The organism is Curtobacterium sp. MCBD17_035 (assembly GCF_003234815.2).
Classification (GTDB): domain Bacteria; phylum Actinomycetota; class Actinomycetes; order Actinomycetales; family Microbacteriaceae; genus Curtobacterium.
Genome location: NZ_CP126279.1, coordinates 746642 through 773059 on the forward strand (window position 1 = coordinate 746642; position 26418 = coordinate 773059).

Annotated in this window: 26 protein-coding genes; 13 read left to right on the forward strand and 13 right to left on the reverse strand. The window is 71.6% G+C overall.

Annotated features, from left to right (window positions below):
- Window positions 1-14 precede the first annotated feature (14 nt).
- Window positions 15-1511: a glycoside hydrolase family 6 protein gene (locus DEI93_RS03590; RefSeq protein ID WP_146244409.1), complete on the reverse strand. Its 1497-nt coding sequence runs from the start codon at window positions 1509-1511 to the stop codon at window positions 15-17.
- A gap of 501 nt (window positions 1512-2012) precedes the next feature.
- Between DEI93_RS03590 and DEI93_RS03595 the strand changes: the two genes are divergently transcribed.
- Window positions 2013-3398: a sugar porter family MFS transporter gene (locus DEI93_RS03595; RefSeq protein WP_220035646.1), complete on the forward strand. Its 1386-nt coding sequence runs from the start codon at window positions 2013-2015 to the stop codon at window positions 3396-3398.
- Between the two features lie 328 nt (window positions 3399-3726).
- Here the strand turns inward: DEI93_RS03595 and DEI93_RS03600 are convergent, their stop codons facing one another.
- Window positions 3727-5034 (reverse strand): GNAT family N-acetyltransferase, encoded by a 1308-nt coding sequence (locus DEI93_RS03600; RefSeq protein ID WP_111119824.1) that lies wholly within the window; start codon window positions 5032-5034, stop codon window positions 3727-3729.
- Between the two features lie 109 nt (window positions 5035-5143).
- Window positions 5144-5809 (reverse strand): nicotinamide riboside transporter PnuC, encoded by a 666-nt coding sequence (pnuC, locus tag DEI93_RS03605; RefSeq protein WP_111010218.1) that lies wholly within the window; start codon window positions 5807-5809, stop codon window positions 5144-5146.
- Between the two features lie 116 nt (window positions 5810-5925).
- On the opposite strand from pnuC, the gene DEI93_RS03610 reads away from it, so the two are divergent.
- Together DEI93_RS03610 and DEI93_RS03615 are read left to right on the forward strand one after the other, a co-directional pair.
- Window positions 5926-6459: a hypothetical protein gene (locus DEI93_RS03610; RefSeq protein ID WP_111026466.1), complete on the forward strand. Its 534-nt coding sequence runs from the start codon at window positions 5926-5928 to the stop codon at window positions 6457-6459.
- Window positions 6460-6632: 173 nt separating this feature from the next.
- Window positions 6633-8288: a catalase gene (locus tag DEI93_RS03615; protein WP_111119823.1), complete on the forward strand. Its 1656-nt coding sequence runs from the start codon at window positions 6633-6635 to the stop codon at window positions 8286-8288.
- 112 nt (window positions 8289-8400) lie between these two features.
- Here DEI93_RS03615 and DEI93_RS03620 read toward each other — a convergent pair whose 3' ends face one another.
- The 3 genes from DEI93_RS03620 to bla form a co-directional block, all read right to left on the reverse strand.
- On the reverse strand, window positions 8401-9153 hold the full coding sequence (locus DEI93_RS03620) for an SDR family NAD(P)-dependent oxidoreductase (RefSeq protein WP_111026464.1): 753 nt from the start codon (window positions 9151-9153) through the stop codon (window positions 8401-8403).
- 133 nt (window positions 9154-9286) lie between these two features.
- Window positions 9287-10288, reverse strand: a complete 1002-nt coding sequence (locus tag DEI93_RS03625; RefSeq protein WP_111119822.1) for a threonine aldolase family protein — start codon at window positions 10286-10288, stop codon at window positions 9287-9289.
- Window positions 10289-10575: 287 nt separating this feature from the next.
- Window positions 10576-11511 (reverse strand): class A beta-lactamase, encoded by a 936-nt coding sequence (bla, locus tag DEI93_RS03630; protein WP_111119821.1) that lies wholly within the window; start codon window positions 11509-11511, stop codon window positions 10576-10578.
- A gap of 308 nt (window positions 11512-11819) precedes the next feature.
- Between bla and DEI93_RS03635 the strand changes: the two genes are divergently transcribed.
- Window positions 11820-12581 (forward strand): SDR family NAD(P)-dependent oxidoreductase, encoded by a 762-nt coding sequence (locus DEI93_RS03635; protein WP_111010021.1) that lies wholly within the window; start codon window positions 11820-11822, stop codon window positions 12579-12581.
- 85 nt (window positions 12582-12666) lie between these two features.
- Here the strand turns inward: DEI93_RS03635 and DEI93_RS03640 are convergent, their stop codons facing one another.
- On the reverse strand, window positions 12667-13857 hold the full coding sequence (locus DEI93_RS03640; protein ID WP_111119820.1) for an FAD-dependent oxidoreductase: 1191 nt from the start codon (window positions 13855-13857) through the stop codon (window positions 12667-12669).
- A gap of 63 nt (window positions 13858-13920) precedes the next feature.
- Here DEI93_RS03640 and DEI93_RS03645 point away from each other — a divergent pair, with 63 nt between their 5' ends.
- The 5 genes from DEI93_RS03645 (at window position 13921) to DEI93_RS03665 (ending at window position 16444) form a co-directional block, all read left to right on the forward strand.
- On the forward strand, window positions 13921-14499 hold the full coding sequence (locus tag DEI93_RS03645) for a TetR/AcrR family transcriptional regulator (protein ID WP_111010017.1): 579 nt from the start codon (window positions 13921-13923) through the stop codon (window positions 14497-14499).
- A gap of 53 nt (window positions 14500-14552) precedes the next feature.
- Window positions 14553-14744, forward strand: a complete 192-nt coding sequence (locus DEI93_RS03650; protein ID WP_111026462.1) for a hypothetical protein — start codon at window positions 14553-14555, stop codon at window positions 14742-14744.
- 172 nt (window positions 14745-14916) lie between these two features.
- Window positions 14917-15330 (forward strand): hypothetical protein, encoded by a 414-nt coding sequence (locus tag DEI93_RS03655; RefSeq protein ID WP_111026461.1) that lies wholly within the window; start codon window positions 14917-14919, stop codon window positions 15328-15330.
- Window positions 15331-15383: 53 nt separating this feature from the next.
- The gene (locus tag DEI93_RS03660; protein WP_111026460.1) at window positions 15384-15992 is read left to right on the forward strand and encodes a TetR/AcrR family transcriptional regulator; all 609 of its coding nucleotides are present in this window, start codon (window positions 15384-15386) and stop codon (window positions 15990-15992) included.
- 11 nt (window positions 15993-16003) lie between these two features.
- A complete protein-coding gene (locus tag DEI93_RS03665) occupies window positions 16004-16444 on the forward strand; it encodes an anthrone oxygenase family protein (protein ID WP_181436048.1) in 441 nt (146 codons plus the stop codon).
- 7 nt (window positions 16445-16451) lie between these two features.
- On the opposite strand, the gene DEI93_RS03670 is transcribed toward DEI93_RS03665, so the two are convergent.
- Window positions 16452-16811: a hypothetical protein gene (locus tag DEI93_RS03670; RefSeq protein ID WP_111026459.1), complete on the reverse strand. Its 360-nt coding sequence runs from the start codon at window positions 16809-16811 to the stop codon at window positions 16452-16454.
- Window positions 16812-16947: 136 nt separating this feature from the next.
- Between DEI93_RS03670 and DEI93_RS03675 the strand changes: the two genes are divergently transcribed.
- Both DEI93_RS03675 and DEI93_RS03680 read left to right on the forward strand, forming a co-directional pair.
- Window positions 16948-17862, forward strand: a complete 915-nt coding sequence (locus DEI93_RS03675; RefSeq protein ID WP_111119819.1) for a metallophosphoesterase — start codon at window positions 16948-16950, stop codon at window positions 17860-17862.
- 154 nt (window positions 17863-18016) lie between these two features.
- Window positions 18017-19009 (forward strand): NADP-dependent oxidoreductase, encoded by a 993-nt coding sequence (locus tag DEI93_RS03680; RefSeq protein ID WP_111119818.1) that lies wholly within the window; start codon window positions 18017-18019, stop codon window positions 19007-19009.
- 76 nt (window positions 19010-19085) lie between these two features.
- On the opposite strand, the gene DEI93_RS03685 is transcribed toward DEI93_RS03680, so the two are convergent.
- The 4 genes from DEI93_RS03685 to DEI93_RS03700 form a co-directional block, all read right to left on the reverse strand.
- Window positions 19086-20012 carry an ABC transporter permease gene (locus tag DEI93_RS03685; protein WP_111119817.1) on the reverse strand — a complete coding sequence of 309 codons (927 nt, stop codon included), beginning with the start codon at window positions 20010-20012 and terminating at the stop codon, window positions 19086-19088.
- Window positions 19999-20943 carry an ABC transporter ATP-binding protein gene (locus DEI93_RS03690; RefSeq protein WP_111026456.1) on the reverse strand — a complete coding sequence of 315 codons (945 nt, stop codon included), beginning with the start codon at window positions 20941-20943 and terminating at the stop codon, window positions 19999-20001. Before DEI93_RS03690 ends, DEI93_RS03685 begins: the two co-directional genes overlap by 14 nt.
- Window positions 20940-22058, reverse strand: a complete 1119-nt coding sequence (locus DEI93_RS03695) for a LolA family protein (protein WP_111119816.1) — start codon at window positions 22056-22058, stop codon at window positions 20940-20942. The genes DEI93_RS03690 and DEI93_RS03695 overlap by 4 nt, the downstream gene beginning before the upstream one ends.
- A 72-nt stretch (window positions 22059-22130) precedes the next feature.
- Window positions 22131-22658: a DinB family protein gene (locus DEI93_RS03700; protein WP_111009998.1), complete on the reverse strand. Its 528-nt coding sequence runs from the start codon at window positions 22656-22658 to the stop codon at window positions 22131-22133.
- A gap of 57 nt (window positions 22659-22715) precedes the next feature.
- On the opposite strand from DEI93_RS03700, the gene DEI93_RS03705 reads away from it, so the two are divergent.
- On the forward strand, window positions 22716-23372 hold the full coding sequence (locus DEI93_RS03705) for a histidine phosphatase family protein (RefSeq protein ID WP_111119815.1): 657 nt from the start codon (window positions 22716-22718) through the stop codon (window positions 23370-23372).
- 70 nt (window positions 23373-23442) lie between these two features.
- On the opposite strand, the gene DEI93_RS03710 is transcribed toward DEI93_RS03705, so the two are convergent.
- Window positions 23443-25188, reverse strand: coding sequence for a glycerol-3-phosphate dehydrogenase/oxidase (locus DEI93_RS03710; RefSeq protein WP_111119814.1), 1746 nt, complete (start codon window positions 25186-25188; stop codon window positions 23443-23445).
- 256 nt (window positions 25189-25444) lie between these two features.
- Here DEI93_RS03710 and DEI93_RS03715 point away from each other — a divergent pair, with 256 nt between their 5' ends.
- A complete protein-coding gene (locus DEI93_RS03715) occupies window positions 25445-26407 on the forward strand; it encodes a sugar-binding transcriptional regulator (protein ID WP_111009993.1) in 963 nt (320 codons plus the stop codon).
- Window positions 26408-26418: the final 11 nt, after the last annotated feature.

Sequence of the window (26418 nt, forward strand, 5' to 3'; positions counted from 1 at the left end):
GCGGAATCGATACGTCAGTACCCGGCGTTCCGCGCGAGCTCGAGCGCGATGGTGTTCCACCAGGTCCCCGCGGCCGGTCCACCGTTGCACGTGCCGTCGGAGGCCCCGACGGTCTTGATCCACAACGCGGCGTCCTCGTTGCCGTGGCTGCTCGCCGCCGGTGCCTGGCCGATCGCGCGTCCCCGGGCGTTGCACCACTCGCCGTCGGAGCCGTTGCCGTTGCGCGACGTGTCGATGACGTAGTGCGCGCCGCCGAGCAGTCGGGAGACCTCGTCGGCGTAGGCCTGGACGTCGCTCGTCGACTTGTAGTTCGACACGTTCACGGCGAACCCGCGCACGCCCTGCACGCCGGCGGCGAGGAGGCGGGACACCATCGTCGCGGTGTCGACGCCGGAGTTGCTCGTCCCGGCGTCGAGGTACACGGTGGCGCCCGCGGCGGTCAGGGTGGTCGCCGCAGCGCGCAGGAGGCCCGTGCGGTCACCTTGCACGTCGGGGCATCGGCCGAGTTGCAGCAGCGCATCGGGTTCGAGCACGACGGCGACCCGTCGGTGCGCGATGCCCGCGGCGATCTGGGCGATCCACCTCGGGTAGTCCGTCGCCGAGAAGCCCCCGGCCGAGTAGCTCCCGCAGTCGCGGCCGGGGATCCCGTAGACCACTAGCGTCCCGGTGCGGCCCGCGGCGACGGCGGCTCCGACGTACGCGGACGTGGTGGCGGCGACGGTCGCGATCGTGTTGCCGCTCCCGAGCCACCGCGTGCCGCCGTGCGCGCTGATCCGGTCGAGCACCGCGGCGTCGGTGATGTCGCCGCTGGCCCGGAGCGCCGCAGCGGCGGCGACGGAGGGGTAGCCGGGGTCGACGTAGGGCGCGGCGGTGGTGAAGGGGTCCGTGCCGACGCTCGGCACCTGGGGCACCATCGGCGTGGGGGAGCCCTCGGCCCGCCACTGTGCGGTCGTGATCGGTGTGCTCACCCCGGCGACCCGCTTGACCACCTGCGATGACCCGACGCTGCTCAGGTAGTACGTGTCGGCTCGGTACGTCACGGACGATGCCGGGATGCTCGCGGTCTCGGCGGCCGTGGCGTGCCGCCAGACCCCGACCGGGGTGCGCACGATGATCTCGGAGGGGTTCGACGCGTAGCTCGAGTACTCCATCGCCGGGACCCGGTCGACGACGCGTGGCGTCGGCGTGCCCTGGGCCGTCCACTGCGCCGTGGTGACGGTGCTGACGACGTCGCTCGACACCTTGTAGATCGGGCCGGTGGTCCCGACCCGGAGGAACTGTGTGTTCGCCAGGTACGTGACGGCGTCCGGCGGCACGGCGGCGGCCTCGGCCGGCGTGAGCAGGCGGTAGCCCGCGGCGGTCTTGCCGATCACCTCGGCGGGCGCCGAGGCGTAGCGGACGTAGCCCGTGTAGGTGGTCGCCGCCGACGCGACGCCCGGGCGGGCGAGTGCCGCCGCGAGGACGGCCACGACGACCGCGAGGAGGGCGACGACCGTGCGGACGTTGGACACGAGGGCGCGCCGGAGACGCGGCGCACAGGGGTTCGACACTGGTGCTCCGTGGTGGGGGGAGGGCGTGGGGAGTCGGCCGGAGTGGTGGCCGGGCCGCTCCTGATCAGCGGTCCGGCCCCCGGCCGACAACGAGGATCGCTCCTGCGCCCGGTGTCGGGGGAGCCTCCGTTCGGGGGGTGGTTCTGCCCCAGAACGGGGGTCGACCGTCACCCCCGGCGCGAGCGGCGGGGATCGACGCCGTGATGTCCCGGTGGCCGCGCACGTCCTGACCCGGCGCGCCGCCCCATGACGGACGGTTGTGGCGGCTCGGCTGAACGACCACGCAGCCGTGCCGGCGTGCTCTGGACAGAACGCTGCGTCGAACGGCCCATCGCCGGTCACGTTCGCCGTCAGCGTTCGAAACGAGGAGTGAGCGCTCACTGTGAGCGCTCACCTCGACGTACACTCGACCGGGCCGCCGAGCCAACCGGACTCGGCGGATGGGATGACGACGGAGTTGTGATGACATCCACGGAGATGACCGCGCGGGACGCCCGCAGGACGACCGGGCACCACCGCAGGGGGATCGTGGTGTGGGCCTCGGTGATCGCAGGGCTCGGAGGGTTCCTGTTCGGCTACGACACGGGCATCGTGTCGGCCGCGCTGCTGTACGTGGCGCCCGAGTACCACCTCGGTGAGTTCGGACAACAGTTCTTCGTGGCGATCCTGCTCGCCGGCGCCGTGATCGGCGTCATGGGCGGTGGTCCGGTGGTCGACCGCCTCGGTCGACGCCGCACCCTGATCCTGCTCGCCGCGATCTACATCGTCGGCGCGCTCGGCAGCTCGCTCATCGGCTGGCTCCCGCTCATCTACGTGTCGCGGTTCCTGCTCGGCCTGAGCGTCGGGTCGTCCTCGCTCGTCGTGCCGATGTACATCGCCGAGATCGCCCCGGCCCGCATCCGTGGCCGCCTCGTGTCGTTCAACCAGCTGTTCGTGGCGCTCGGCATCTTCGTGTCCTACCTGGTCGGCTACGCGTTCGCCCCGATCGAGGGTTGGCGTTGGATGATCGGCCTCGCCGCCGTGCCGGCCGTCGTCATGCTGGTCGGCCTCCTGCCGCTGCCCGAGAGCCCGCGCTGGCTCGCCGCGAAGGGCCGGGTCGACGACGCCCGCGCCGTCCTCGAGCGCATCCGGTCCACCGTGGCCGAGGCCGCGGCGGAGCTCGGTGACATCACCGGCGCGATCAAGTCCGAGCACGCGGTCAGCTACCGGTCGCTGTTCCGGACCCGCGGTGTCCGTCGCGGCATCGTGATCGGCGTCGTCGTCGCGGCCACGAACCAGCTGTCCGGCGTCAACGCGATCCTCTACTACGCGCCCACCATGCTGAAGTCCGCCGGGTTCGGGGACTCGTCCGCGATCCTCAGCTCGGTCGGCATCGGCGGGGCATTCCTGCTGTTCACCCTGATCGGACTGCTGCTCGTCGACTTCCTCGGCCGCCGCTGGCTCCTCATCGGCGGGACCCTGATCGTCGCCATCGCGCTCGCCGCGATCGGTGCGCTCTACCTGTTCCCGCAGTCGTCGACGGTCGGCGTGCTCCTCGTCATCGGCCTCATGATCTACGAGGGCGTGTTCGCCGCGAGCCTCGGCATCGCGATCTGGCTCGTCAACAGCGAGGTCCTGCCCAACCGGGTCCGTGGCAAGGCGCAGTCCTTCGGCACGGTCACCCACTGGGGCCTCGACCTGATCATCTCGCTCGTGGTCCTCAGCGTGATCTCGGGCCTCAGCGCCACGACCCTGTTCTGGGCGTTCGCGGTCTTCGCGATCGCGGGCACGATCACGATGTGGAAGATCCTGCCGGAGACCAAGGGTCGGAGCCTCGAGGACATCGAGCGCCAGCTCGAGGAGGCGTAGGACCGGCGACGGGAGGAGCGGTGCGGACCCGCACCGCTCCTCCCGTCCGACGACGAGGATCGGGTGTCCTCCCGCTTCGGGTCACGGGAGGACACCCGCCGTTCGCCGCCGTGTCCTGCTGGTGGTCCAGGGACACGGGAGGCGCCGACCGGAACGGGGATGGTCGGCCTTCGCGACCCGATCGGCCGCGAGGAACGTCTGTGGTTGTCGGTGAGACGCCGACCCGGAACTGTTCGAGTTCCGCATTCACCGTCCCAACAGCGCACTGTACGTGTGTCCAGGTTGGGAGACAAGGGGTTGCGCGGAGCGTTCGCGTCCGTCGCCGGGGTCAGAAGTAGGCGATCTGGTGGGGGGTCCGGATGGGGACGAGCATGGCGCGGAGCCGCGCGGCCGACCCGGCTTCCGCACGGACGAGGCCGGCGGCGACGAGCGTGCCGACGTCCACCGCGCCGAGCACGAGTGCGCCGAGTTCCGCGACGTCGAGTTCGACGTCGGCCTCGTCCTGTCCGCCCGCGGTCCGCTCGACCGTCGCACGGCCCTGGACCACCGACAACCGCAGCGTCCCGTCCGCGAACCCGAGTGCGTCGTGGACGCCGATCGTCACCGTGCCGTCCACCGCGAACGGGCGGGACGCGAACGTCGCCACCGGGTCGAGCACGCGGAACCAGACGTGGTCCTCCTCGAACACGGTGGACAGCGCACGGTCGTCGGCGAGCACGTGGAGGACCGGGTCGTCGACGCGGGCCGTCCCGTACCGGACCACGCGCACGAGGTCGACGGCGAGCAGGTGGTGCCAGAGTGCGATGTACGCCTCGTCCGTCGCGGCGACGAGGTCGACGATCTCGAGCCGCACCGCGTGCCGCTCCGTCTGCTCCGCCTTGTACGTCACGTAGCCGTCGACGGGTTCGGACCGGGAGGGCCGGTGCACGACCGCGCGCACCGCCCGGTTCGGCTCACCGTCGCCCTGGCGACCGAGGAGGGCGTTCCAGGTGCCCTCGTTCCGGGTCATCGAGCCCGGCGTCCGCGCGTGGAACCGCTCGTACACCTGTCGGGCGAGCCCCTGGGCCAGGACGGCGGTGTCGACCGGGGCGATCTCGCCCCTGGCCGGCACGAGCAGCGGGAGCGCCGCGGATCGGTCGACGTCGATCGTGCGCTCGCGGATCGCGGCGCCGAAGCCGAACCGGCGGTAGATCGTGCCTTCGCTCGCCGTCAGGCTCGCGAGCGGGTACCCCTCGTCCGCGGCACGGTGCAGGGAGTCGGTCATCATGCGCCGGAGGATGCCGCGTCGGCGTTCGGTCGGTCGGACCGTCACCGACGCGATCGCGAAGGTGTCGATCTCGGTGCCGTCGCCCCAGCTCAGGCGCTTCGGGAGACTGCCGAACGTGCCGACGGGAGCGTCGACCTCGAGCGAGTCGGGCATGGGGTCGCGCCGGTGCACGCCGAGCAGCTCAGTGCGATCGTCGATCACGTGCCGGACCATCCGCCCGAGACGATCGGGGGCCACCTCGGGCTGATGGAACCCCGCGTCGACGCTCGCGAAGAACGCGGTGGTCTGCGCGTCGGCCGTGCCCTCCGGGGTCAGGCCGGGCGAGAACCGGCGGATGGTGTAACGGTCGTCGAAGCTGCTCTGGTCCACGTGCCCACGCTACCGACCGGCCTCTGCCCCTTCCGCGGGATCGCAGTCGTTGCCGTTCTGGGATCCGTCAGAGCGGCGACGACTGCGATCTCGCCGAGGGGCGGCGCGGTCAGCCGACCGTCACCGGAGCTGCCGGCGGCTTCGTCCGGGTGCGCCGCCACACGAAGAACCCGGTGAGCGTGAACACCCCGTAGAACACGTACATGAGACCTGAGGCGTAGTAGCCGGCCGAGAACAGCAGCGGCACCCCGACGACGTCGACCGCCACCCAGATCAGCCAGAACTCGACCCAGCCCTTCGCCATGCCGTAGGTGGCCAGGAGCGACCCGACGAAGATCCACGCGTCGCTCCAGACGGGCTCGTACGACCCGAGCGCCCGGAAGATCGGGGTGAGCACGAGCGTCCCGCCGACCATGCCGACGGCGAGCAGGGCGCGCGTCCGCCACGAGGCCCACCGCGGCTCGACGACGGCGTCGCCGGGCTCGGGACGCCGCGTCCACCGCCACCACCCGTACACGGACACCACGATGAACATGATCTGTCGCCCGGCCTGACCGAGCAGGTTGACGGGGTTCGGGGTGTCGAACACCGCGCCCATGAACACCGTGAACAGCAGCGCGTTGCCGACGATGCCGACGGGCCAGGCCCACACCCGACGGCGCATGCCGCCGAGCGCGCTGAGCAGGCCGAACACGTTGCCGACGATCTCGCGCCACAGCACGGTCTGGTCGCCGATGACGAGCTGCGCGTCGAACAGCCACCGCAGGAACGCCATGTTGCTCCACTCCGGGTCCACGGGTCGGGACCGCACCGGTCCATGCAACCGCATCCAGCGTGGTCGCATTCCGGGAGGCGCGTCCCGCTCCCGCCACCCGGCCTACGCTCGTCGGCGTGGATGCGACGACGGACGACGCGGACGCGATTGCCCGCGCCCGCACCGCGATCGCCGAGGCCGTGCAGCGGCTCGAGGCCGCCGGTGCGCGTGACGAGGCCGTCGGGGAGTACGTCGAACCGCGCCGCGTGCTCGGCATCCGGCGGGAGCCGACCATGCGGGATCTCGGGCGGGCGTGGCGGCTCGGGGTGCTGCTCGTCGACCGGGTCGGCACCGTCCGCGCGACGGGCCTGATCACCCGCGTGACGGAGCCGGGCCGACCGCAGTACCAGTCGACGTCGGCGGAGATCCGTCGGGCGTACCGTGCGGCGGCGGTCAAGGGCGGGTTCCGCGCGGGCGACACCGTCAACCACGGCACCGTGCCGATCCCGCTCGACGAACACCTGCGCGGCGCCGCAGGTCCCCTGTCCGTGCGCGACGGCGAGGTCGTCGTCCGCTGGAGCCCCACCGTCGCGGACGGCGATGCCCTGCCGCTCGCGCAGTACCTCGCCGACCGCGTCGACCTGCTCGTCCATCCGCCCGAGGGCGCCTGAAGCGCGAGATCGCGGTCGTTGCCGTTCTCACCGGAGCCAGAGCGGCAGGGACTGCGATCTCGCGGACAGGGGGACGGGCGGCCGGCTGCGGCACGCCCGGGTGCCGGCCGTGCAGGCGCCCCGGGGCCGATGGAGGACACTGGGAAGGCAGCCGTCCAGGAAAGGAACAACCCGTGACCGACGTCTCCTCCCAGCCTCCCGCCGAGGGTGACGACCGCGAGGTCCTCACCAACCGTCAGGGCCACCCGGTCTACGACAACCAGAACCAGCGCACCGTCGGCGCCCGGGGGCCCGCGACGCTCGAGAACTACCAGTTCCTCGAGAAGATCAGCCACTTCGACCGCGAGCGCATCCCGGAGCGTGTCGTCCACGCCCGCGGCTTCGTCGCCTTCGGGTACTTCGAGGCGACCGGGCAGTGGGGCGACGAGCCGATCGCGCAGTACACGCGCGCCAAGCTGTTCCAGGAGGCCGGCAAGCGCACCGACGTCGCCATCCGCTTCTCGACCGTCATCGGTGGCCGGGACTCCTCCGAGGCCGCCCGCGACCCGCGCGGCTTCGCCGTCAAGTTCTACACCGAGGACGGCAACTGGGACCTCGTCGGCAACAACCTCGGCGTCTTCTTCATCCGCGACGCCATCAAGTTCCCGGACGTGATCCACTCCCTCAAGCCGGACCCCCAGACGTTCCGCCAGGAGCCGGCCCGCATCTTCGACTTCATGTCGCAGACACCCGAGTCGATGCACATGCTCGTCAACCTGTTCAGCCCGCGCGGCATCCCGGCGAACTACCGGACGCAGCAGGGCTTCGGCGTGAACGCCTACAAGTGGGTCAACGCCGAGGGCGAGACGAAGCTCGTCAAGTACCACTGGATCCCGTCGGTCGGCGTCAGCAGCATGACCGAGGCCGACGCCGCCGCGGTCCAGGCGGGCGACCTCGGCCACGCGTCGAAGGACCTCCACGAGGCGATCGAGCGCGGCGAGTACCCGGAGTGGGAACTCCGCGTCCAGATGATGGACGACCACGACCACCCCGAGCTCGACTTCGACCCGCTCGACGACACGAAGCTCTGGCCCGAGAACGAGTTCCCGCCGAGGAAGGTCGGCACGATGGTGCTCAACCGGAACGTGTCGGACTTCTTCGCCGAGAACGAGCAGATCTCGTTCGGCACCGGTGTGCTCGTCGAGGGCCTCGACTTCTCGGACGACAAGATGCTCGTCGGCCGCACGTTCTCGTACTCGGACACGCAGCGCTACCGCGTCGGGCCGAACTACCTGCAGCTCCCGGTCAACCAGCCGAAGAACGCGCGCGTGCACACGAACCAGCGCGACGGGCAGATGGCCTACCACCAGGGCGGCGGACCCAACCCGCACGTCAACTACGAGCCCTCGATCACGGACGGCAGCCTCCGCGAGGCCGAGTACCCGACGCACGACGAGCAGGGGCCGGAGATCGTCGGGCGGCTGACGCGCAAGCGGATCCCACGCACGAACGACTACACGCAGGCCGGGCAGCGCTTCCGGCTCATGGAGGACTGGGAGCGCGACGACCTCGTCCAGAACTTCGTCACGCTCATCTCGCAGGCGGCCCGCCCGGTGCAGGAGCGCATGCTCTGGCACTTCTACATGGTCGAGGACGAGCTCGGGCAGCGCGTGGGCGAGGGCCTCGGCATCACCCTCGAGGAGGTCGCCGACCTGCCGCCGCTGCAGTCCCAGACCCTGTCCGACGACGAGCTCGCCCGCCTGGCGAACCTCGGGTACAACGGCCCGCGCGACGTCGAGGGGTTGCTCATGACGCACTGCGTGCCGGACGAGCGCGCCGTCATGGTCTGATCAGGTCGTCCGCCGTCCGGGAGGCGCGGTGCTGGTCCGTCCCGCACCGCGCCTCCCGTGCGTTCGGCGTCGTGTGCCGTCGCGCTGGACGCGGACAGCAGGACCGCGCACGTCAGGACGGACGCGAGCCGCCCTCGAGCAGGAGCACCTGCCCCGTGAGGTAGGCGTTCCCGAGCGCGGCGAGCGTGAGCTGGGCGACCTCGTCCGGACGCCCGAGCCGTCCCACCGGCGGCGTCGGGACCGACGAGGGCATGCCGTCGATCATCGCCGTGTCCGCGATGAGTGCCGGGGCGATCGCGTTCACCGTGACCCCGTGCGCGGCGGCCCTCGCGGACAGCGCGTGCACGAGCCCGTGCAGCCCGGCCTTCGACGCGGCGTAGTGCGGGCCGACGAACCCGCCCGTGAACGCGGCGACGCTCGAGGTGAAGACGATCCGTCCCCAGCCGCGCTCGACCATGCCGGGCAGGAGTGCCTGCGCGAGGACGAACGGCGCCGTCAGGTTGACGCGGAGGGTGCGCTCCCAGTCCTCCGGGCTGATCTCGTCGAGCGCGCGGACGTCGCCGACGCCGGCGATCGGCAGCAGGACGTCGACCGGTCCGAACGGGTCCGCGGCGGCCTCCGCCACCGCGTGCAGCCGCTCGGTGTCCGTCATGTCCGCCTCGACGAGCACGAGTCGGCCCGTGCGCCCCGGGTCGAGTTCGGCCGTGGAAGCGCGGCTGCGGTCGCGTACCGTGCCCACCACCGCGTACCCCGCGTCGAGGAGGCCCCGGGTCACCGCCCGCCCGATGCCACCGGTGACGCCCGTGACGAGCGCGACCCGTCCCTCCCGGCTCGGTTCCGACGTGGGCCGTTCGTCATCTGCCATGCCACCTGCCTACTCGCCGGCGGGTTCCCGGCGCCCGGCGGCGCCGGCCTGCGTGGCCGGTGCGGACCCCTACCGCTCGGTGCCCCTACCGCTCGGTGTCCCTACCGCTCGGTGTCCCTACCGCTCGGTGTCCCTACCGCTGGATGCCGCGGAGGACGTCGACCGCGCGGGTGATGTCGTCGCCCGTGGCGTCGAGGTGCGTCACCATGCGGATGCGCGTCCGGCCGGACTGCATCACGCGCACGCCCTGGGCCTCGGCCTCGTGCGCGAACCGCGCCGCGTCGGACACGTCCGCGAACACGATGTTCGACTCGACCGTCGCGGGGTCGACCCCGACGGCCGCGGCGAGGAGTCGGGCGTTCACGTGGTCCTCGGCGAGGCGGTCGACGTGGTTCCGGATGGCGTACCGGCCGGCCGCGGCGAGCATCCCGACCTGCCGCATGCCGCCGCCGTAACGCTTGCGCCAGATGCGGGCGGCGTCGATGCGCTCCTGTGAGGCGACGAGCACCGACCCGACCGGGGCGCCGAGGCCCTTCGACAGGCAGACCGAGACCGTGTCGAACCCGGCGGCCAGCTCGCGCAACGGCGTGCCCGAAGCGACGTGCGCGTTCCACAGCCGAGCGCCGTCGAGGTGCACCGCGAGCCCGTTCGTCCGCGCGTACTCCTGCACGGCGCGGACCTCGCTCTGGGGCTGCACGGTGCCACCGCCGAAGTTGTGGGTGTTCTCGATCGCGATCGCAGCGGTGGACACCATGTACGACCCGGCGTCCGGCTCCGCGATCTGCTCGACCGCCCGGTGGTCGAGGCGGCCGTACGGCGTCGCCCACGTCCGGGTCGTGATCCCCGAGAACACCGCGGCGGCGCCGAGTTCGGCTCGGGCCACGTGGGCCTGGACGTCGCAGACGAGCTCCTGACCGGGCGCGACGAGCATCCGCAGTCCCAACTGGTTCGCCATCGAGCCCGACGGCGCGTAGAGGCCCGCTTCGAACCCGAGGAGATCGGCGACCTCGGCCTCGAGCGCGTTCACCTCCGGGTCCTCGCCGTACACGTCGTCGCCGACCTCGGCGTCGAGCATCGCGGCGCGCATCGCGGCGGTCGGGCGGGTGACGGTGTCGGAGCGCAGGTCGATGGGCACCCGATGACGGTACTCCGACTGGTCGTGGCGCTCCGCATCCGACCCGGGGTGCGGCCGGGCCGCGTGGTGACAGCGCCTGGGCCTCCTCGGTCGCGAGCCCCGGATGGGGCAGGGCACCCTCATCGGAACCGCTTCCGGACCGGGCGTCTGAGCTGGTCATGGTGGCAGCGTCCGTGCGGTCGTTCCACGAGCGGCCGTGGCTCGCACGACCCGAGAACGGACACCGAACGGCACGGCAGGTTCGTCCAGACGGGGTGACGCCCCGGCCGCTGCGGCGTGTCGGCGGGTCATCGCAGGGCCCCGATCGCTTCCTTCGCCGCGGCAGCGACGAGCGCGTCACTGGGTTCGGCTGCCTGGGTGCTCTTGGTGGTCTGGATCGCGAGGACGATCGGCGCACCCGAGGGCGGCCACACCACGGCGATGTCGTTGCGGACGCCGTAGTACCCGGTGCCGGTCTTGTCGGCGACCGTCCATCCCGCCGGAACGGCGGCGCGGACGAGGTCGTCCCCCGTGGTGTTCGCGCGCATCCACCCGATCAGTCGGGCGCGCTCCGATGCGTGCAGCACGCTGCCGAGCACCAGCCGATCGAGATCCAGCGCCAGCGCTCGAGGTGTCGAGGTGTCGCGGTCGTCGCCGGGCACCGCCGCGTTCAGGTCGGGCTCCGTCCGATCCGACCGCGTGGTGGTGTCCCCGATTCTCCGCAACGCGGTCTCGAACCCCGCGGGGCCCCCGACTCGCTGCAACACGATGTTGCCGGCCGTGTTGTCGCTCTGCTCCAACGCCGCCGCGACGACGTCGCCGAGGCGCATCCCCGACTCGACGTGCTGCGAGGTGACCGGCGAACCGGCCAGGATCTCGTCCTGCGCGAGGTCGACGTGCGCGTCCAGATCGGTCGACGGGTCGGCCAGCAGGACGCCGGCGGCGAGCGATTTGTAGGTGGACGCGTAGGCGAACCGCCGGTTGGCGTTGTGGGCCACGGTCTGCCGGGTTCCGGTGTCCAGCGCGAAGACGCCCAGCGTCGCGCCGTACGTCTGCTGCAGACGGTCGAACGCCGGTGCTGTCGTCGCCGCCGCGCTTCGTGCCTCGTCTGGCTCGGACGTGACCGATGACGTCGGTCCCACCGCCCGGTGTGCGTCGTCCACGCCGGAGCATCCGGCCATGGCCAGGACGGCGATCGCTGCGACGACGGAACGTGCGAGCGCGCGCACTCGAGATGTCTGCATGACGCAACCCTTGCGACTGCCCGCCCGTGCAGTCAAAGACGGCTGGCTCGAACGCCATGCATGACCGGCATGCTCCGACCGTGGACCGCGTCGGCGCGCGCTGCGTCGTCGACGGCCGCGAAGACGCTCCGCGCGGTGGTCCGCTTCTTCAGCTGGTGAACGCCCTGCGATCGCCGAGGATCGCAGACCCCTGAGCATCGACGACCGCTCCGCGTGCGACCGGCAGACTGGAGGCCCAACGGTGGTCAGCAGGCGGCTCACGTCCGGCTCCGGTCGCCGACACCGTTCACCGATGCGGAGGACAGTCCATGAAAGCCGAACCCCTGAGCGGATCCGTCGCGCTCGTGACCGCAGCCGCTCGCGGGATCGGGCGATCGATCGCGCTCGACCTCGCGCAACACGGTGCCGACGTCGCCCTCGGGGTGCGCGACCCGGAAGGTGCCGCGGCGCTCGCGGACGAGATCCGCGCGCTGGGCAGGAGCGTGGCCGTCGTCGCGATGGACGTGACCGACCTCGCTGCATGCCGGGAGGCGGTCGATCGCGTCGCTGCGGAATTCGGGACCATCGACATCCTGGTGAACAACGCCGGCGGGAGCATCGTCGAGGATGCGTTCGACGTCACCGAGGAACACTTCGATGCCGTCTGGTCGCTCACCACGAAGTCGACGTTCTTCATCTCGCAGTACGTCGCTCGCCACATGCGGACTGTGGGCCGAGGCTCGATCGTGAACATCGCTTCGCAAGCCGGCCTCGTCGCGCTGCCTGGCGAGTCCTCCTACTGCACCAGCAAAGCCGCCGTGATCCACCTCACCAAGTGCCTGGCAGTCGAGTGGGGCCAGTACGGGATCCGTGTGAACGCCGTTGCGCCGACCTTCATCGAGACGGACGGCACCGCTCCAGCCCTGTCCGACGACGCGTTCCGGGACGACACGGTGGACCGCATCGCCGCACTGCACCGCATCGGACAGCCGCACGAGGTCGCCGCCGCCGTCACCTTCCTCGCAGGCGAGGGGGCCTCGCTCATCACCGGAACCGCGCTGCCGATCGACGGGGGCTGGACGGCCCGCTGACCCGAACGGAGGCGCGTCGCCGACGCGGCTCGATCCACTGGTGCGGCGTCGCGGCGTCGGCGGCTCGATGCTCGACCCCAGGGGGTCATGGTCGTCCTGGCAGCAGCCGTGTGAGGGGCCGGGTGAGGCGTGCGAGGAGCGCCGCGCGTTCGAAGAACGAGACCATCTGCCGCGGGGCGTCGTCGTTGAAGATCATGGCGAGACCGCGTGCTGATGCTGATGCTGATGCCTTCGCTCGGCGGAACATCTTCCGCTCGTAGCGTCCGAGTGCACGGTCGAGGTGTGGGCTCTCGATGACGGTGCGGGCGAGGTCTGCGCCGTCGATGAGGGCGAGGTTCGCGCCCTCGCCGGCGAACGGGGACATCAGGTGCGCGGCGTCGCCTACGGCCGTCACTCCTGGTACTCGGCGCCAGGTGAGGCCGATCGGGAGTGCGTAGATCGGACGCGGCCAGATGGTGTCGTCGCTGTCACGGATCATGTCCGTCAGCGGTCCGGCCCAGTCCCGGTACTCCCGCAGCAGCGCCGCACGCGCCGCCATCGGGTCGGTCCAGTCGATGCCGCTGGTCGCGGCCCAGTCCTCCGGCACGCGGAGACCGAGCCCCAGTGCGATCTCCTCTCCGCCATGGCCGCCGATCGACTTGTTGTCCGAGAGGGCGAAGAACGTCCCGTGCCCGGTCGTGCGGAGCGCCTCAGGGTGCGCACGGACCGCGTCCGAGAGCCGGAGCTCCACCATCGTGATGCCCGTGTACTCCGGCACGGTCGATGTCAGCGCCGTGCTCCGCACCCTCGACCACGCGCCATCGGCGCCGACGACGAGGTCTGCTGTGACCGTGCTCCCGTCGACGAACTGCAGTTCCCGCACCGGACCGTCCGTTCGGACCCCGGTGACCTTCGCGCCCCACCTGATCGTTCCTGGCTCGAGTGCGTCCACGAGCAGTTGCCGGAGTGCCTGCCGCTCGACTTCCGGGCGACCGTTCCCGCCGTCGACTTCGCTCTCGTCCACCAGCAGCCGCGCGTGGCGGTCCATCACCCGTGTCGCTTCACCTCCATGGCGAACGAGCGCGCGGAACTGATCGAACACGCCGGCCTGACGCAGTGCCTCTTGCCCGGTCGCGGTGTGGATGTCGAGCGAGCCGCCTTGTCGGCGTGCGTCCGCAGCGGTGTCGGCCTCGTGGATGGTGACGGGCAGGCCGGCTCGTTGCAGGATCCGGGCACAGACCAGGCCGCTGAGTCCTGCTCCCACGATGGCGACCGCGGGCCGCTCTTGCACGTTCATGGTCGGGACGGTAGCACTAGTCACTAGGAGTTCATAGTCGCTACAGATCGGTAGGATGGCGGCATGGGAGATGAACAGGGGCGGCGGGAGCGGAAGAAGGCCGTGACTCGCCAACGCCTCACGGACGCCGCCGTGCGGCTGTTCCTCGCTCGCGGCTACGACGCCGTGACCGTGGCTGAGGTGGCGGAGGAAGCAGACACCGCGCTCACCACGCTGTTCGCCCACTTTCCCGACGGGAAGCAAGCCCTCGTGTTCGGAGGCAGTGGGGACCGCGCGGCGAGCCTCGCACAGGCCATCGAGGGTCGACCGGTCGAGCAGGATGCCCTCACCGCGGTCGAGGAGTTCATCGCCGCGCACGGCCCGTTCGACGGGAAGCGGGACACTGAGACCAGTGCCGTGTTCGACCTGATCCGCACCACGCCCGCATTGACCGAGTACGCACGTCAGCGCTGGGTCCGATGCCAGGACGTGCTCGCCAGGACGCTCACAGAGGTCGGTGGGTACGGCTCTCCGGCCGCCGTGGACGCCCTGGCCCGATTCGTCCTCGAGTCGCCGCAGATCGCCGGCGCTCACCCGCGCCCGGGCCAGGCGCTGCACGAGATCTTCGACCACGTCCGGAAGGGATGGCCCCACGTCGAGTAGCCGACGGCGTGGCGAGTCCTCACGGACGTGCAGCCGTCGATCGGCTCCCGCACGTGCTCCGCCTGATCGCACCAGCTCACTGCATCAACGGGGACTCGCTCTCCGGGAGGAGGAACCATGTACATCACGGACTGGCCTGGCCGCAGCACGTCGACGCCGACGAGGCGGCACGGATCTTCCACCACTACTTCCAACACCGGACCGTGCCCGACGACGACACGCTCCGCCTCATCGACGACATGTGATCGCCGCCGGAGCCCGAGCACCGCTCGTCGACATCGAGGGTCCTCCACCGAGCGGTGGAGCCGGCATCCGCCGGTCGTCGGACGGAGGTGCTCCTGCTGGCGGTCGACGCGGCGGTGGCCGCACGTGGAGGCTGGTCGTATGTCTGGATCCAGCACGTCCCGTTTCCGTCTCATGACCGCGACCGCCATCGCCGCGTCGGTCGCACTGCTCGGCACCGGGTGCAGTTACGTCGACCAGCAGATCGGTGACGCGTGGGCGGTCACCTACGAGGTCCACGTCGACCGGCCGACCGGCGCGGAACTCACCGAGGTCAAGGCCGAGGGTGCCAGGGAGCGTGGTGACGCTCCGGAGGTCCAGCGGCTCGGATCCGTCACGACGGGCACCACGGACGGTGACGGGTCGCGGTGGACGCACGACGTCGTGGTCCTGACCGAGCAACGAGCGTCGGTCACCGCGACGCCCGGGAAGGGTGCCACGGCGACCTGCCGGATCCTGCTCGACGGGAAGCGCGTGATCGCGACCGAGACGTCCACGACTCCAGGTGGGCGTGTTGCGTGCTCAGTGACGACGCCGAAGTTCAGCTAGCGCGACCCGCTCGGACACTGCTCCGCCTACCGAACGGTAGGTAGACTGTACGCATGACACAACCGGTCCGACGCGCGGCGGCCGTCAGCCGGCGCGGGAGCGACACGCGTCGACGCGCCCAACGTGCTGCGCTGCAGCTGTTCACCCGGCAGGGGTACGAATCGACCTCGTTGCGGGAGATCGCCGACGAGCTCGGGATCAACAAGGCGTCGCTGTACCACCACTTCGCGAGCAAGGAAGCGATCCTGCAGTCGCTCTTCGACGAGCGCGGCACCGAGGCCCAGGAGCTCCTCGCATGGCTCCGCGAGCAGCCACGGACTCCGACGCTGCTCGAGGAGACCGTGGTGCGCTGGGTGGACACGTTCACCAGCGACAAGCTCGCCGCGATCCGGTTCATGACCGCGAACCCGCTCGTGATCCGCGGTCTCGCCGACTCGAGCGGGCGGAGCATCGGTGCGCCGCTGAACGCGATCGTGGACGAACTCACCGCGCTCGTCCCCAGCGGTCGCGAGCAGGACGGCCTGTTGGTGCGGATGGCGGTCCTCAGCATCAACGCAGCCGTGCAGGCCGCGGTGCACGCCGAGGTGACGGACGCGGACGTCATCGCCGCAGCGCAGCGGGCAGCGCGGGCGCTGGTCCGCGAGGTCGGCGGCACACCGTGAACGTGGTGCTCGTGGTCCAACTGGTGCTCGTGGGTCTGCTCGCGGGTGAGGAGTTCATCGTCCGATGGGGCATCCAGCCCGCGATCAGGACGCTGCCCGATGATGCGCATCTCCGCACCCGCATCGCGTTGGTGAAGTCGCTCAAGGTCGTCGTGCCGATCCTGATGGTCCCGGCCCTGCTGGCCTCGGTCGCCGTCCTCGTGATCGCCGGGGCAGACGACGGTCTCGGGTGGCGGATTGCCGCGATGGTGGCATTGGTGGTGTTCGTGCTCGCTTCGTTCCTCGGCACGGTCCCGATCAACATCGGCGTCAACGACTGGGATCCGACCGACCCGCCAGCAGACTGGAAGCGCGTCGTGATGCGGTGGGAACGCATCGACGTCCTCCGCTCGAGCGCAGCCGGCGTCGCATTCGTGCTGTTCGCCGCCGCTGTCGTCCAGATGCTGGGCTGACGAGCGGCTACGGCTCCTCGTCGACGAGGGCGACGAATCTCGTGCCCACGCCATCCACCTCGCGCCGCACGCGCCCCGCGGCCGGTTCCGGCGCCTGGTACCCCGCGTGGTAGTCACACATCAGGAAGTCCCAGTCGGGCCACCACTTCTTGGGCCGCGCATCCTCGGTGAAGCCGCAGACGACGCACTCGAGGTGGACCCAGACCTTCTTGCCCGTGCGGTTGGCCCGGGACTGCACGAGCCAGGCAGGCGGATCCTGCTCGATCGCCGCGAGGTCGGCTTCGCTGAGGCGTGGGGGGATCCCGTGATGGGCCGCCATCTCGAGGGGGATGTCGAGCCGGATGGCGGCGTCGCGTCGCGAGAGCATCCGCCCAGGGTAGGTTCTGCCGCTGGGCGCGGCCACGTCGAGGACGGACGCAGCGTGTCCGCGCAGCACGAGTCGAGGGCGAGGAGCCGCGTCCACCATCATCGCTGCTGTCGTCGGCGGTCGCTATCGTGACCGCATGCTGCCCGTCGCGCCCGGCGCCCTCCGCGTCCTCCACCTGTCCGACACCCACCTGACCGGTGACGGCTCGCTGCACAACGGCGTGGTGGACACCGCGGCCACACTCGACGCGGTCCTCACCCGGGTCGCCGACGTCCCCGGTGTCGGCCTGGTCGTCGTCTCCGGGGACTGCTCGGACGACGGCACGCCCGCCTCGTACCAGGCCCTGCTCGACCGCGTCGGGGCATGGGCGCGTGGGCACGGTTCGGCGGTCGTCGCCGTGCCCGGGAACCACGACGGGCGCGCCGGGTTCCGTGAGGTCCTCGGGAACGGCCATGTGTTCGCCGAAGGTGGGGCACCGGTCGCGCACACGCTGCAGCACGTTGCGCCGAGCGTCCCGGTCGACGGCGTCTCGATGGTGGCCGGGCGCCGGATCATCACGCTCGACACCTCGGTCCCCGGCGCCGGCTACGGCCTGCTGCGGCCCGAGCAGCTCGAACGGCTCCGCGAGCTGCTCGCCGATCCCGCTCCGTACGGGACCGTCCTCGTGCTGCACCACTCGCCGTTGCCGGCGCCGACCGCCCTGCACGAGGCGTTACGACTGCAGAACCCGGACGAGCTGGCGGATGCGCTGCGGGGGAGCGACGTGCGCGTCGTCCTCGCGGGGCACTACCACCACCACATGGTCGGCACGATCACGGGGGTCCCCGTGCTCGTGGCGCCCGGGGTCGCGAACGACACCGACATCGCGGGCGTCTACGAGCGGGAGCGCATCCTCGCCGGCGCCGGAGCGCTCGTGGTCGACGTCCCCGCCGAGGGCACCGTGCTCTCGACGCCCGTGCACGTCCCCGTGCCGGACGAGGGGCGCGAGCTCTTCACGTTCGACGAGGCGCGGGTCGCACGCATCGCGGCGGAGTCCGGCCCGCGCCGCTGAACGGCCCCGGCGGGCGCGGCGAGTCGCAGCCGCAGCCGCAGCCGCAGCCGCCGCAGCGAACCGGCCGCGGACCCAGCCAGGGGAGCGCATGCTCGGCGGTACCGCATCACGGTTGCGACGGCGACGGCGACGGTGCCGACAGCAGGAGCGTGCCATGCGTGTGGGATCAGCGGTCGAGTTCGACCGGTACGGCGGGACCGACGAGCTCCACTTCGTCGACCAGGAACGACCGACCCCGGCGGACGGTGAGGTCGTCGTCGAGGTCGTGGCGGCCGGCCTCAGCCACATCGAGATCGCGACCCGCGAAGGGGCCCTGGCGGACCGGCTTCCGACAGTGTTCCCCTCGCGGCAGGGATCGTGCTTCGCGGGCATCGTCCGGGCGAAGGGGCGGTCGGTGCGCGGGGTGCACGCCGGGCAGGCCGTGATGGGCCACGCCGTCGGTGGTGGCGCCCAGGCGAGCTGGGTGTGCGTCCCGGCGGCGGCGATCGTGCGCAAGCCGGAGAACATCCCGTTCGAGGTGGCCGGCGGTCTGTACCTGGCCGGGACGACGGCCTGGCGGATCATCGACGACCTCGCGATCACCGCGGACGACGTCGTGGTGATCGCCGCCGCCGCCGGTGGGGTGGGGCACATCGAGGCGCAGCTGGCGCTCGCCGCGGGCGCCCGGGTCATCGGCACCTGCGGTGAGCGGAACCACGACTACCTCCGGCAGATCGGCGTGCTCCCGGTGACGTACGGGGATGGCATGGTCGAGCGGATCCGTCAGGCTGCCGCAGGGCACCCGGTCACCGCGTTCGTCGACAACCGGGGCGACGGTGCGGCCCTGTCGACGGCGCTCGGGGTCGACCCGGCGCGGTTCGTGTCGCTCGAGCGGCGCCGTGACGTCGAGCTGTACTTCGTGCAGGCCGGCGGCGATGACACCGACCCCGCGACGATCATGCAGGACCTCGGTCGGCGCATCGAGGCGCACCAGCTCCGGGTGCTCGTGTCGGGGTTCTACCCCTTCGAGTACCTGGTCGACGCCTACGAGGACCTCGCAGCGGGCCATTCCCGCGGCAAGGTCGTCGTCGGCATGCAGCCCGTCGAGACCGGGATGCGGCAGGAGTGGTACCGCTCCGAGAAGGCGCGCACGATGGCGGAACGCTGACGAGCACGAGCACGAGCGCGAGCGCCTCCGCGGAGGCGTACCCGTGCGTCAGCGTGGACGCATGCCCGGGTCCACGTCAGCTCAGGACGTCCTTCCGCACGAACCGCAGTGTGGCGAGGCCGCCGAAGACCACGACGTACGCCGCCTGCAGGAGCGCATTGTGCCCGAACGACTCGAACGACAGCGGGTCGCGTAACAGGTCCCCGAACCCGAGCCACAGGTGCGAGAACAGGAACGGGTGGAGCCAGTCGAGCTGGGGGAGCGCGTCGGCGATCTGCGAGGCGCCGGCGAGGACGACCGTGGCGGCCATCGCCCCGACGGGCACCGCGGTGAGCGTCGACGCGAACAGCCCGATCGCGGTGAGTCCGAGCATCGACAGCGTCACGTAGGCGACGAGCAACAGCGCCCGCGCGGCGTACTGCACGCCGCCGACCTGGGTGCCGGAGAGCAGCGTCACCGGACCGATCGGGAACAGCGCCGCCCCGATCGCGACACCGACCACGACGATCGTCAGGGTCGCGGCGAGGGCGAACGCGCCGGCGCCGACGAACTTCACGAGTACGAGCCGGAGCCGGCCGATCGGCGCGACGAGCAGGTAGCGCAGGGTGCCGAGGTTGGCCTCGCCCGCGATCGTGTCCCCGGACGCGACCCCGATCGTCAGCGGCAGGAACAGCGGGATCGACACCGTCAGCGCCGTGAACGCGACGAACAGCCCGTTGTTCGTGATGTCGGAAAGGAACGCCGGGCCGCCCGACGTCCGATGCGTCGCGACCCGGACGGCGACCGCGATGAGGATCGGTACGAGTGCGAGCGCTCCGAGCATCGCCCAGGTGCGCCAGCGGCGGAACAGCACGCGCACCTCGGAGCCGAGGAGCGCGGTGGCGCGCGTGCCCCGGCGACCGGTGTCGGGCCTCCCGGTCGGCGTGACGGCGGTGCCGTCCACCGCGACCGCGCCCCCGTCAGCGGCGCGGTGGCTCGTGCCCGCTGCCTCACCCTGCGACATCGAAACCCTCCCCGGTCAGCGCGACGAAGCGGTCCTCGAGCGTGCCGCCCCCGACGGCGATGCCGCGCACGCGGACGCCGGCCTCGACCAGTGCGGCGGTGACGGTCTCGGCCGGCACCTCGTCCGGGAGGTCCGCCACGAGTCCGTCGGACCGGCTCGCTGCGTCGACGTGGAGGCCGAGCCGCGTGAGCACGATGTGGGCGTCGCCCCGGTCCGGCGTCTGGACCGTGACCCGCGCGGTCCCGACCCGCCGGAGCTCGTCGAGCGAGCCCTGCGCGACGAGGCTGCCAGCACGCATCACTCCGGCGTGCGTGCACACCTGCTCGATCTCGGCGAGCAGGTGGCTCGACACGAACACGGTGGTGCCGTCGTCGGCGAGTGACCGGATGAGGTTCCGGACCTCACGGGTGCCTTGCGGATCGAGCCCGTTCGTGGGCTCGTCGAGCACGAGGAGGTCACGCTGCGTGAGGAGCGCGTTCGCGAGGCCGAGCCGTTGCTTCATGCCGAGGGAGTAGGCGCCGGCCTTCTTGTCGGCCGCGTGCGTGAGCCCGACGCGGTCGAGGGCGGCGTCCACCCGGCGCGTGCGCGAGGTCGGGTCGGAGCGGGGATCGGCGGCGTCGAACCGGTGCAGGTTCGCCCGCCCGGACAGGAACGGGTAGGACGCTGGTCCCTCGACGAGCGCGCCGACCCGCGGCAGCACGCTGGGGAGCGCGCGAGGCATGCGTTCACCGAGGACCTCGATAGTCCCGGCGCTCGCCGCGGTCAGACCGAGGAGCATGCGGATCGTCGTGGTCTTGCCGGAGCCGTTCGGGCCGAGGAACCCGAACACCGAGCCGCGCGGCACCGCCAGGTCGATGCCGTCGACGGCGTGCTGCCGTCGGAAGACCTTGCGCAGACCCTGGGTGCGGATCGCGAGGTCCGCGGTGCTCACTCGGCTGCGGCCTCGAGCGCCGACACCGGCACCGCGCCGGCGAGGACGCGGCCGTCGTCCGTGATGAGGATCGACACGAGCGAGGTCTGCACCGCGCGCCCGCCGTCGACCGCCTTGGTGAGCTGTCCGAACAGCTGCGAGCCGTCGGCGTCGAGCTGGCGCTTCGGGAACGTCCCCGCGGGCAGGGTCACGATGCTCGACCAGCCGTCGCCCTGGACGCTCGGGGTCGGTGCGCCGGAGGCCCGCACGTCACCGGGGGCCACGAGGCCGGGGTGCTTGGCCGTCGAGCTGTGCTCCGCGGCGTCGGAGAGGTCCTTCGTCGTCACCTTCGCATCGCTCGGCGGCGTGAAGTCGAACAGTGACGCCTTGGGTGCGCCGTACGAGAGCGCGCTGAACCGCACCGACACCGCTGCCGTGGACTGCCCGCGAGCGTCGATCCGGGCGCTCAGCGGCAGGCCGGTGGACTTGTCGATCGCGATGACGACGTCGTGCACGAGCGTCGACGAGGACTTCGGGGTCAGTCGCACCTGCCAGGCGGCGTGCCCGGCGACCGAGGTGGTCGTCGGCGTGCCGACGTGGGTGCTCGGCGTGATCCCGGCGATCGCCCGCGCGGCGATGTCGGCGGGCGACGCGGACCCCGTGTCGGTGCCGTTCGCTGCCGCGGCGGACGACGGGAGCGTGACGTGCACGGCCTTGTCCGCCTTGGAGTCCCAGGTCCAGACGTCGCGCCCGTTGCGGATGACGTCGCGCTCGGCGAGCTGGTCGAGCACCTGCACGCGGGCCTTGCTGCGACCGTCGACGTAGACGCGCGCCTCGTGCGACGCGGTCAGCAGATCGAGCACGTCCGATGCGCCGGACCGCGCGCTCGACGCCCCGGACGAGCCGCTCGTCGACGGCAGCGACGGCAGACCGAGGTCGCTCGTCTGGCTGATCCGCCCGGAGTACGACAGGGTGTCGCTGTGTGCGACGCTCGCGAGCACCTGCGCCGCCGTGGGATGGCTGCCGGTGGTGGCGGGGGACGGGGTCGCGGCGCTCGCGGCGAGCGGGGCGGCGACCGCCCCGGCGACGACGACCGGCGCGACGACGGCCGGGAGCCAGGTCGACTTCTTCTTCATGACGCATCCCCTTCGACTGCAGGTCCGCTGACGGTACGTCCACAGCCCGAACGTCCGCTGTGGAGGTGCGGATCAGGCGCGCGGTCGGCGGACGTCCGCCAGGTGGTGGACCGGGTCGTGCAGGTAGTACCGGGCGAGGGACTCCACCGTGAACGCACTGCCGTCCGAGCGGAGGCCCGGCCGGTCGACCTGGTCGTCGCGCACCGCGGCGAAGGCGGCGGCGGTCCGATCGGCGGCGGCGAGGAGCTCCTCGGCGACGACGGCCGGGTCCTGCTCGCCGTACCGGTCCTCCACAGCGGTGGCGTCCTGGTCCCAGTTCGGGAACCGGGGCGCGTCCTCGGCGAGCATGAGCTCGAGCCGACCCGCCATGACGCGGTGCACGTCGCGGACGTGGGCGCCGTACTCCAGCGGTGACCACGTCGCGTCGTCCGGACGCTCGCGGACGTCGTCGCGCGCCAGCTCGGCCGGCCACGCGGCGGCGTTCGCACGGACGAGCCCCGGGACCTCGTCGAACGTCACGGTGCGACCGTCGAACCCGCACTCGGGGCACCGGTCCTCGAGCACCCAGGTCCAGTTCTTCGTGTCGGGTTCGATCGGCATGGCGGGACGCTACCGTACCGGGGCCCGCCCGTTCACCGGGGTCCGTAGGCTCGGCGCATGCGTCTCCTGCTCATCCGCCACGGCCAGACCCCCGCGAACGTCGACGGGGTGCTCGACACGCTCGTGCCGGGGCCGGGGCTCACCCCGCTCGGCCGGGAACAGGCGGCCCGGTTGCCCCAGGCGCTCGGCGACCGCGGTGTCGGCGCGGTGTTCGTCTCGGACATGGTCCGGACCCACGAGACGGCGGCACCGCTCGCCGACGCGCTAGGACTCGAGCCGATCGAGCTCCCGGGACTCCACGAGATCGACGCGGGCGACCTCGAGGGCAAGCGCGACCGCGCCTCCGTCCTCGAGTACATGGGCACGGTCTTCGCGTGGCTCGAGGGGGACCGCGACCGGCGCATGCCGGGCGGACCGGACGGGCACGCGTTCTTCGCGCGCTTCGACGCCGCCGTGGCGACGATCGCCGCGGGCGGCGCCGACACGGCTGCCGCGTTCAGCCACGGCGCGGCCATCCGGAGCTGGGCGGGTGGGACCGCGACGAACCTCGCGGACCACGCGCTCGCGCGCCACACACTCGAGAACACCGGCATCGTCGAGCTCGACGGCGACCCCGCCAGCGGGTGGACCGTGGTCCGCTGGGAGGGGCAGCCCGTCGGTGGCGACGAGGTCACGGACCGCAGCGCGCCCGATCCCACGGGCGAGGCGTTCTAGCCGCCGGACGGAGCGACGCCCGCCTCCCGGTGATCGGGAGACGGGCGTCGGGGGCCGGCCGGGGCGAGGGTCAGCGCGCCGCGACCGGGGTCGATCCGAGCGGGACGACGACGCCGTGCGCGACGCGGAGTTCCTCGAGCGTCGCGGCGATCTCCTCGTCGCGCTCGTCGGAGGTCCACTGCAGCGCCGTCGCGAGGACGTCGGCGAGCTCGGTGAGGAGCTCGATCGTCACGCCGCCGACGAACGCCAGGTTCGTCCGGCGGAGCACGACGTCGGACAGGTGCACGGCGTGCTCCCGCTCGGCGAAGAACGCCACCTCGGCGGTGGTCAGCTCGGGGTCGGTCTCGAGCGGCACGACGGGCTGGTCGAGGAGCACGTCGATGACCTCGGTCGCCCGGGTGCCGTACCGGGTGAGGAGCCGGTCCACGGCTGCGGGGTCGAGCCCGTCGCGGTGCGTCTGCACCCACAGGGCGCGGTCGCTGTCGGTCGTCGGGAAGTCCTTGCCGCCGCCGATCGGCATACCCGTCGTGTCGACCTTCCGGCTGACACCGAGGCGGTTCGTCACCTCGGTCGACAGGTGCGCGGACAGGGCGCGGAACGTGGTCCACTTGCCGCCGACGAGCGAGAGCACCGTGGCGGACCCGAGGCCGTCGATCGGCGTCTCGACGATGCGGTAGTCACGTGAGACGAACCCGGGGGCGGTGTCCTCGTGCCGGGGGAGCGGCCGGATGCCCGAGTAGCGGTAGACGATGTGCTCGCGGTCGAGGGCGATCTGCGGGAACACGTGCCGGACGAGGTCGAAGAAGTAGTCGACCTCCTCCTCGGTGCACACGGCGGGCTCGGCGGGGTCGGCGTCGATGTCGGTCGTGCCGATGAGCACCCGGCCCTTGAGCGGGTAGATGAGCACGATGCGGCCGTCGTCGTTCTCGAAGAAGATCTCGCGGCCCTTCGTCGCCGCGAGCAGCTCCGGGTTGTCGACGACGATGTGGGAGCCCTTCGTGCCGCCCATGTACGCCGTCTCGCCCCCGAACGCCGCGTTCGTCAGGTCGGTCCACGGCCCGGAGGCGTTGACGACGACCGGCGCGGTGACGACGAACTCGGTCCCAGACTCGACGTCGCGGAGCAGGACGCCGCCGTCGCGCGTGCCGACGGCCTCGACGTAGTTCGCCGAGCGGGCGGTCGCGGCGCTGCCGTTCCCGGTACCCGCGGCGAGCCCGTCCTTGAGGACGTCGAGCGCCAGGCGCTCGGGCTCGTGCACGGACGCGTCGTAGTAGGTGCCCGTGTACTTGAGGTCGTGGTTCAGGGCGGGCATGTCCTCGAGCGCGGCCTTCTTCGTGAGGAAGCGGTGCTTCGGCACGGATCCGCCGTCACGCGAGAACGAGTCGTAGAGCGTCATGCCGATCTTGATGAGGGCAGCGCCACGCTCCTTGGTGGACCGCTGCTTGTGCGTCAGCATCCGCAGCGGGGCGTTCATGATGCCCGAGAACGTGGAGAACACCGGCATGGTGGTCTGCAGCGGCTTGACGTAGTGCGGGGCGATCCTGATGAGGCCGTTGCGCTCCTGCACGGACTCGCGGACCAGCCGGAACTCGCCGTTCTCGAGGTAGCGGATGCCGCCGTGGATCATGTGGCTCGACGCGGCCGAGGCCCCCGACGCGTAGTCGTTCCGCTCGACGAGCACGACGTCGACGCCCTGCAGCGCGAGGTCGCGGAAGGTCGCGATGCCGTTGATGCCCCCACCGACGACGAGGACCTGGGCGGTGGGCCGGTCGGTGATGGCCGCGACGTTCGGTCGCAGCGCGGTCTTCTTCGACATGTGGTTCGTCTTCCTCCTCAGCGACGCGGCTGGATTCGCCGCGGCGACTCCTCGATGGTGCGCGCCGGTGACAGGAGGGGCAACCCGCCTGCACGAACGTGCACGGGGCCTCCAGAGCGGCGACGACCGGTGGCAACGCACGTCCGCTGGGGGCGAGAATGGAGCCAGCGGCCGTGCACGTGCGTGCAGGGCGCGCGACCAAGGTGCCGCGCGACGCTGGTGCCGCTGCACGGCACACGAACGCGGAGGACGCACGATGAGCGACGCGGCACAGGCGGTGCGGACGCAACAGGCGCTCCGCGCCGCGCACCTGTACTACATGCAGGACCTGACGATGGAGGCCATCGCCGACGAACTCGGGACGTCCCGGTCGTCCGTCTCGCGGCTGCTCAAGTACGCCCGCGACACCGGGCTCGTCGACATCCAGATCCGGTCCCCGCTCGACCAGGCCGCGGCCCTGAGCCGTGCCCTGCGCACCCGGTTCGACGTGCACGCGCACGTCGTGCCCGTGCCCGACCACACGAGCGACGTCGACCGGCTCGAACGCGTCGCGCTCTCCGCCGCCCGGATCCTGACGCAGTACATCGACTCGAACATGGTGATCGGGATCTCGTGGGGCTCGACGGTGAGTGCGATCAGCCGGTACCTCGTGCCGAAGGCGACGCACGGCTCGACGATCGTGCAGGTGAACGGTGCGGCCAACACACGCACGACCGGCATCGTCTACGCCAGCGAGATCCTCCGCCGCTTCGGCGACGCGTACGGGGCGGTCGTCCAGCAGTTCCCGGTCCCGGCGTTCTTCGACGACCCGGCGACGAAGGCCGCGCTGTTCCGCGAGCGGAGCCTCCGTCCGGTGCTCGACCTGCACCAGCGCATGGACCTCGTGCTGTTCGGGGTCGGCTCGCCCCAGGCCCTCGTCCCGAGCCACGTGTACTCGGGCGGGTACCTCGACCCGGCCGACCGCGAGGAGCTCAAGCGCGACGGCGTCGTCGGCGACGTCACGACGGTGTTCTACCGAGCCGACGGTTCCTGGCGGGACATCGGCCTGAACGCCCGCGCCGGTGCGCCGGACCTCGACACCCTGAAGCGCGCGCCGCGGCGGATCTGCGTCGTCGCGGGGCGCTCGAAGGTCACGAGCCTCGAGGGGGCGCTGGCGGCCGGGCTCGTGACGGACCTCATCGTCGACGAGAGCGCGGGACAGGCGCTGCTCGGCTCCTGAGCGACGGGGAG